This is a genomic window from Blautia sp. HCP3S3_C4, from assembly GCF_052064095.1.
Taxonomy (GTDB): domain Bacteria; phylum Bacillota; class Clostridia; order Lachnospirales; family Lachnospiraceae; genus Blautia_A.
In genome coordinates, this window is sequence record NZ_JBQHWF010000030.1 from 1 (window position 1) to 6,033 (window position 6,033).

At 44.8% G+C, this 6,033-nt stretch carries 11 protein-coding genes; 2 read left to right on the forward strand and 9 right to left on the reverse strand.

Annotation, left to right across the window (positions count from 1 at the left end; genetic code table 11):
* Nucleotides 1-125: 125 nt before the first annotated feature.
* From ACTNC6_RS15845 to ACTNC6_RS15870, 6 genes are all read right to left on the reverse strand, one after another.
* A complete protein-coding gene (locus tag ACTNC6_RS15845) occupies nt 126-272 on the reverse strand; it encodes a hypothetical protein (RefSeq protein WP_441033182.1) in 147 nt (48 codons plus the stop codon).
* Between the two features lie 152 nt (nt 273-424).
* Nucleotides 425-841: a hypothetical protein gene (locus ACTNC6_RS15850; RefSeq protein ID WP_441044582.1), complete on the reverse strand. Its 417-nt coding sequence runs from the start codon at nt 839-841 to the stop codon at nt 425-427.
* A 13-nt stretch (nt 842-854) separates the two neighbouring features.
* Nucleotides 855-1,532: a hypothetical protein gene (locus ACTNC6_RS15855; RefSeq protein WP_441044584.1), complete on the reverse strand. Its 678-nt coding sequence runs from the start codon at nt 1,530-1,532 to the stop codon at nt 855-857.
* An 18-nt stretch (nt 1,533-1,550) separates the two neighbouring features.
* Nucleotides 1,551-2,144 (reverse strand): TetR/AcrR family transcriptional regulator, encoded by a 594-nt coding sequence (locus ACTNC6_RS15860; RefSeq protein WP_441044585.1) that lies wholly within the window; start codon nt 2,142-2,144, stop codon nt 1,551-1,553.
* A gap of 107 nt (nt 2,145-2,251) precedes the next feature.
* Entirely contained in the window at nt 2,252-2,824 is a 573-nt protein-coding gene (locus tag ACTNC6_RS15865) for a hypothetical protein (RefSeq protein WP_441044587.1), read from the reverse strand.
* A 50-nt stretch (nt 2,825-2,874) separates the two neighbouring features.
* Entirely contained in the window at nt 2,875-3,126 is a 252-nt protein-coding gene (locus tag ACTNC6_RS15870; protein ID WP_441044597.1) for a relaxase/mobilization nuclease domain-containing protein, read from the reverse strand.
* Nucleotides 3,127-3,305: 179 nt separating this feature from the next.
* Here ACTNC6_RS15870 and ACTNC6_RS15875 point away from each other — a divergent pair, with 179 nt between their 5' ends.
* Entirely contained in the window at nt 3,306-3,773 is a 468-nt protein-coding gene (locus ACTNC6_RS15875) for a hypothetical protein (RefSeq protein ID WP_441044589.1), read from the forward strand.
* Between the two features lie 155 nt (nt 3,774-3,928).
* Nucleotides 3,929-4,180 carry a carboxymuconolactone decarboxylase family protein gene (locus ACTNC6_RS15880; protein ID WP_441044599.1) on the forward strand — a complete coding sequence of 84 codons (252 nt, stop codon included), beginning with the start codon at nt 3,929-3,931 and terminating at the stop codon, nt 4,178-4,180.
* Nucleotides 4,181-4,287: 107 nt separating this feature from the next.
* Here ACTNC6_RS15880 and ACTNC6_RS15885 read toward each other — a convergent pair whose 3' ends face one another.
* The 3 genes from ACTNC6_RS15885 to ACTNC6_RS15895 all read right to left on the reverse strand — a co-directional run.
* Nucleotides 4,288-4,857 carry a class B sortase gene (locus ACTNC6_RS15885; RefSeq protein WP_441044591.1) on the reverse strand — a complete coding sequence of 190 codons (570 nt, stop codon included), beginning with the start codon at nt 4,855-4,857 and terminating at the stop codon, nt 4,288-4,290.
* 82 nt (nt 4,858-4,939) lie between these two features.
* Entirely contained in the window at nt 4,940-5,800 is an 861-nt protein-coding gene (locus tag ACTNC6_RS15890) for a MerR family transcriptional regulator (protein WP_441044593.1), read from the reverse strand.
* Between the two features lie 41 nt (nt 5,801-5,841).
* Nucleotides 5,842-6,033 (reverse strand): hypothetical protein (locus ACTNC6_RS15895; protein WP_441044595.1); only part of this gene is annotated, 192 nt, incomplete at its 5' end.

Below are 6,033 nucleotides of genomic sequence, written 5' to 3' on the forward strand. Positions count from 1 at the left end.
CGCATCTCCTTCCTTAAATGGGAATTTGCTTTTTTACAGTGCGGTTACCCAAAAACATACTGCTGAAATTGCATAAAGCGGTGTCATAATAAACATTTCCTTTCTACTCCACAGCTTATTCGCAATCATTTTTCCTTTGATTTTGACAATCTATTTCTTCTGTTTTCCATCATTTTCTGACTGTTTTCGATTTTCGTTTTTCTTTTTTCTTTTAGCTTTTCCTTTGCCTTAAAAATGGCTTCAATTAACATCCGATTTGCTATCTGTCCCATATTGTCACCTCCCGTACAAAACATCAAAGCTATTTCTCCAATCTCATCCGACAAACAGAAAGCCCTGTTCGTTCTCTATCCCAGCACCGCCACAATCAGGGCGCACAGCAAGCAGGGAACGAGACCAAGCGCCATGCCGATCACCGAGCGCACTACATGATACTTCTTCTGGTGATACGCCTTGTCCATGTGCTCCGTTCCCGGCAAACGATGCGCTTGACGTTGGCAAACAGCACCCAGTCCAGGAAAAAGCAGTCGTACCAGTCCACCAGCAGCCATAGACCGTATGCGTACAGGAAGCCGGTCTTGAAATCCGTCGCTCCTGCCGCAAGCGCCAATGCTGTCAGAATGGATAAAGCCAGCAACACTGCAAAGCCCTTTTTCAAGAACACCGGGGCACTGAGCACCTCGGTGGGAATGCGCTCATGGGTTTCAAAATATTTCTCCTGAATGTCCTTGGGGTAATCGTGGATCCACCAAATCGGATTTTTGCACAGCGGGATCATGATCATGCAGGTGAACAGGATCATCGCCCCAACACATTCCATTCCATAAATCGTCCAATTCACTGTTTTGTACCTCCTATAATGCGTTCCAATATAACACGAAGATCAGCACACAACCCCAAGCGTTTCCGGTGGCTTTTCGGACGATCAGCATTCCATAGATCAAAAAGAGAGTACACAGCATCTCCGCCACCGCGTCCGGCGTCACACCCACGGCTCCGTGTATCAGAATACACATGGCCGCGCAAACGAAAGCGCCCCAATCCCACAGCCTGTTTTTGGACGGATAGCGCTCGCCGATTTTATCGGAAATCACCACATAATTGAAGCCCTCAAAAAAGCCCCAGAAAAGCGCGGTGAGCAGCATGGCAAGAACGTTCTCCGGGAAACCGCTCTCAATCGCCTCCGCCGTCGTTTGCACAGCGGAAAAGGGAAGCCATGTATGCACATTTCCCGCAAAGAGGTTATACAGGAGATCCGGTACGCAGCACAGTGCGCTCAGCGCAATGGCGGGCAGCAAATGCTTACGGGTAAGGCCGTGATCTGAAAATCGTTCCTTTCTGACAATGGCCACGATGGTGATTCCCAGTCCGGCAATGCCGAACTGAAAGATGCCGCCCACTGCTGCCAGCAAGCTCCCAAACACCAGCCGCGCTGTCAAATCGGAATAATACCGGCTGATATTCATACGGAACAGTACCGCTAAAAGTTCTGCCGCAAACAAGGCACTCCAAATAATAGCTCTTTTTCGCATTGTACTGCGCCTTGTGCTTCATGGATTCGGAATTCTATCCTCCGGAATCCCTGCCTGCTTGAGGAAACTATTACCTGCCTGATGTATCATGCTCATGATTTCTTCTTCCGATAAGCGCATCATACCGGTTGCTAAAAAGGAAGCGATCCCATGTGTATATATTACAGTGTTTTGAACATACTGCTCTGCGCTTTTCTCTGATATCTGAAATTCCGCCGCTATCATTTTGATCAGCTCACGGTTATCTTTATCGTCAAGAATCACATCAGAATCTCCCACAGGATAGCAGTCACTTCCATTCAGAAATACAAATTGAAAAAGATTAGGTTCATACAACGCCATTTTTATATAGGCTTGTCCTACCTGCTCAAAAGCATTGACTGACTCACTGGCTGAGGGGCGCATTTTGCTGTTCGCGTATTTCAGCGCGTGATCGGCTAACGCCTTGCGGAGCCCCTCCATGTTATCAAAGTGCCATACCAGGGGCTGCGTAGAGCAGCCGATTTCCTTTGATAAAGTCTTGATATTGATTGCGGAATACCCATCACGGATCAGCATTTTCAATGCCGCTTCCAAAATAACTTCTTTGGAAATCTGCGTTTTTCTTGCCATTTTAGTTTCCTTCCCCCTAATTACATAAATTATTTTATATAATTTAATTTATATTATAGACTCGATTTAGAACCCTGTCAAGCAATCAAAATGATTTATTTTTTCATTCAAATCCTATCTGGACCCGACTTCTTGAGGAGTCTACTTCTTGTGCAAGCAATGCCTTCCTGATCAGGAAGGCCCAAACAAAAAGATTCCGCCCGTAGGCGGAACTTTCTGTTTTTGCTTGTTGGGGCAGCCTCGTCTCCTGACTCGATCCGCGCTAAACGGTCTCCACCGGAGACCGGCCCCCCAGTCCCCTTATGAACGAAGATTACACCTTCGGCGACGCTCGTCCTCGCAAGTTTCAAGTCCTCCACACTGGTAAAGCCGTGCTGCTGATAATAGAGCAAAGCCCTGGCCTGTTGTTTTGTGATCTGATTCTGAATCGCCCGGTCGTAATACTGACCACGCCCCTGATTCCGCTTCGCCTCCAGAGAGCTGACCAGCTGTGATTTTTGCTCTGTCAGCGGACTGCAGCGTTTTCTCAGATTGTGGATTCTCTTGCCCAGCAGCACCTCGCAAATCGCGTCCTTCTGGTATTCCTCCGGCAAGGAGCGCATCCGGATATTCCGCTTCTGTCGGGAATGGCTGAAAGTGATGTTCTTTCTTCTGGTGATGGTATATCCCGTCTGCTCCATGAGGAAGAGGAACGCCTCAAAGCTGTGGGGCTTTTTCGCCAGCCTCTCATCTATGTCCAGACATAGCCGGTCACGGTTGGAGAGTCTTTCTTTGCCCCCTGCCAGCAGTTGTAGCTCATGCCGTGGGGCTTGGGATTTTCCACAATGGACATCTGATGCTCCACGCAGATCAGGTCGCTGAGCCTGCGGACTGCCACGGAGCTGCCCCAGAAGTTTCGGAACTTCCATGTGCAGTCCAGGCTGGTGGAGTTCCAGTAAATGTGGTTGTGGATATGCCGATTTCCCGTATGGGTGCAGACGATGAAGGCATGGTTGACCTTGCGGAACTACTGGGCAAATTCATTGTCCGCCGTGTCCGGGGAACAGGCGATGGAAGTGACAAGCTGACCCACCCCTTTGTCCAGGCGGTTTAGGTTTTCCCCGATAGACGCAAAGAGATCGAGTGGAAGTTCAAAGACATAGCGTATTCCATTGGGATACAATGAGTGAGGCACAAGGAAAATCCCACAGTGAAGGCTGCGGAATTTTCTCTTGGAAAAGCTTATATTTTTTTGAACCTTATGTATCACAGGCAGACCTCTGCCGCCTTGGTCGGGACTACATCGGGGCGGGCAAGTACACTGATATGGTGTTCCCGTCCCTGGGCTGCCGCTTCATCGCCCTCAACGACGGCGTTGACACCATTCACAAGAACAACGAGATGCTGGTCATTCTGAAGAACATGATGAACGACCTTTACGCACGGGATACCAGCAATAAGATCAGGGCGGTGAAGAGATCCCCCTTCAAGACCGGGAAGTATGTGGAATGTTACGCACCAATCGGCTGCCGAAAGTCCGCCGAAGACAAGCGCGTTCTGGAGATCGACCCGATAACCGCTCCTGTTGTCCGCCGTATTTTGGATATGCACTTGCAGGATGACAGTTTCCGAAAAATCGCCGGACACTGAATAAGGAGCGTGTTCCTTCGCCACGGAACTTTTACTACATGGCGGAGGGCAAATCGAATCTCCGAGGAGAAACGCCGTACTGGAACGATGTGACAGTCAAGACGATTTTCTGAAACGATGAACCGGGGTCTGAGAAGCTTAAAGAGATTGATGATATCGGAGACGTCTATACACGGCCTGAACTAAGTATGCAGGAACGTGAAATGATAACAATTACAAGTTTACTGACTACAGGAGGTTGTGAACCACAGTTAGAAGTGCATATCAATGGCTCCCTTAATGTTGGACTTTCTCCCGAAAAAATTATCGAGACATTTATCCAGTGTATTCCTTACACCGGTTTTCCCAAAGTTTTAAATGCCATTTATACCGCAAAGAAAATATTTGCAGAAAGGCATATCTATTAGATAAATTTTATTCTCAATGATACTTGAGGTAATGGCACATTACAGAAGTGCAAAAGTCCTGAAGCTAACCATATTTTTTACGGCTAGCTACAGGACATTTGTGTTATTCATTGTGCCACATTCGTCACATACACAGCAGCTACTTCATACTGGTATTTCTGGTTTTCCAGATATAGCGTGATCTCTTTATGCTCATGATAAAACGCTTCTTCTTTATACCCATTTAATTGCTTGAACATGCTGCCATCTTTCATTTGATGTCCATAAATAATCAAATGTTCCTGCCTGGCATCAATATCATTCCGGCAGTCTAACATCAGTGTTCCACAGATAGCATAGTTCTTTTGAAAATCATGGTGGAGATAAAACTCATTGTCTTCTCCCAGCACGACCGGATAACTGATATCGGTATCAGAAATCTTCAGCCATCCAATGCAGTCTGCATTTTCATCCAGCAATGACTGATAATCAAAGTCATCTATCTCTGTCGTTGGATTATCCTCATTAGGTTCTGTCTCCTCTTCCTGTGTATCCTTCTCCGGAAACGCTATCTCTTCCACCTGCCGGTAATTCTGTCTGTTATCATAGGAATCCTGCCAGTAATCCAAGAGGAATTTCCCGCATATCAACGAAACAACCAGAAACACAGTCAGCATCATATTTTCTATTTTTCTCACATAGCACCTCCTTCCGGCATGAAAAAACCGGCAGGTATTTCACTGCCGGCGAATATAGGTTATAAACCATGATCGAATTTAATTACTTTTGAGTTCCATTGTCATATTGATAAAATTGCTTGATTGCATTTGCAAAAAAATTAGATGCCCCTTCACCATAATCTGCATCAATTTTTTCTCGCACCCTCATATCACGATATGATTCTGCGACAGAAAGCATAACTGGTTTTTCATCTTTAATCTGATAAAGCATTTTCATAATAAATCCATACTCTGCTACTGCTTCTTCGATTTCAAAAGAATCCAGTGGATACTCTCTTCTTGCCAATAATTTTCTCAAAACTGTATCGATTCGTTTATTAAAGCATTCTGCTGTTTCCTTACTGATTGGATTGTTAGCAAAAGACAAAAATGCTTCTTTACTTCCATACCACTCGATAACTTTTGCATATCGCTCCTGCATATCTTTGGAGGACATAACCTCAATATAATGCTGTTTCCATTCCTCTTCACTTCCAAACTCGTTAATTGAAATCTTTCTTATATTCTCAGGCATATGATCAAACATAGTCTGAAACATTTCTTCGATTTCCTTCTCATTGAATACTGAAAAATCCATTTTGTTCTCTCCTTTTAGAATATCATCAATACTTGCAATTAAACGCTCCATGCGTTCTTTTTTTGCAACAAGCATTTTTCTCTGCATCTGCAGAATTTGGTTTCTATCAAAATCAGGAGATGTTATAATAGATTTTATTTCTTTTAAAGGAATATCAAACTCACGAAAAAACAGTATTTGCTGTAATGTTTCTAAAGCTTTATCATCATAGAGTCTGTATCCCGCCTCACTCTTTGCTGTCGGCTTCAATAATCCAATCTCATCATAATAATGAAGTGTACGTGCACTGATCCCTGTAATTTCTGCAATTTCCTTTACGGTCATCATTATCATTATCCTCCTGTCTTTGATAATCTGAATATACTCTATGACGTTCCGTGAAGGTCAATACTTTTCTTTAAAATTTCTGCGCTGAAAAACAGAATCGTTCCACTCAAAGAATAAAAATTATTCAGCTCTACAAACTGGAATTGAACAAAATCGCTGCGCGATGGCCTGCCGAGGCTGTGGCGCAGCTTTCTTTTCTCAATAATAAAATAGGCAATGGCAATTCTTAC